1 protein-coding gene is annotated in these 758 nt (G+C 68.5%); it reads left to right on the top strand.

Annotated features, from left to right (window positions below; translation table 11 throughout):
* Positions 1–758 (top strand): aldehyde dehydrogenase family protein (locus CSE6_RS25945; RefSeq protein WP_152668680.1); only part of this gene is annotated, 758 nt, incomplete at both ends.

Below are 758 nucleotides of genomic sequence, written 5' to 3'. Positions count from 1 at the left end.
CGAGCTGCTGGCGCGCGAAGAAGGCAAGACCCTGCCCGAAGCCATTGGCGAAGTCGGCCGCGCCGGCCAGATCTTCAAGTTCTTTGCCGGTGAATGCCTGCGCCTGAGCGGCGAGACCCTGCCGTCGGTGCGTCCCGGCATTGGCGTGGAAATCACGCGCGAGCCCATCGGCGTGGTCGGCCTGATCACGCCCTGGAACTTTCCCATTGCCATCCCCGCCTGGAAGATCGCCCCGGCCCTGGCCTTCGGCAACTGCGTGGTCTTGAAGCCCGCCGACCTGGTGCCCGGCAGCGCCTGGGCCCTGGCCGACATCATCCACCGCTCGGGCATTCCCGCCGGCGTCTTCAACCTGGTCATGGGCCCGGGCCGCGTGATCGGCGAAGCCCTGGTGAACCATGCCGACGTGGCGGCCATCAGCTTCACGGGTTCGGTGGGCGTGGGCCGCGGCATTGCGGCGGCCTGCGTGGCTTCGGGCAAGAAGGTGCAGTTGGAGATGGGCGGCAAGAACCCCCAGATCGTGCTGGACGATGCCGATCTGAACCAGGCCGTGGAACTGTCGGCCCAGAGCGGCTTCTACTCCACCGGCCAGCGCTGCACGGCGTCCAGCCGCCTCATCGTCACCGACAAGATCTACCCGGCCTTCATCGAGGCCCTGCAGGCCCGCATGGCGCGGATCTTGGTGGGTGACGCACGCGCCGCCGGCACCGATATGGGCCCCGTGGTCAGCCAGGCCCAGCTGGAGCAGGACCTGAGCTACG

It is taken from the genome of Comamonas sp. E6, assembly GCF_001010305.1.
In the GTDB taxonomy this organism is placed as follows: domain Bacteria; phylum Pseudomonadota; class Gammaproteobacteria; order Burkholderiales; family Burkholderiaceae_C; genus Comamonas; species Comamonas thiooxydans.
Note: the sequence above shows the minus strand (reverse complement) of the source record. Positions and strands in the feature narration are given on the sequence as shown.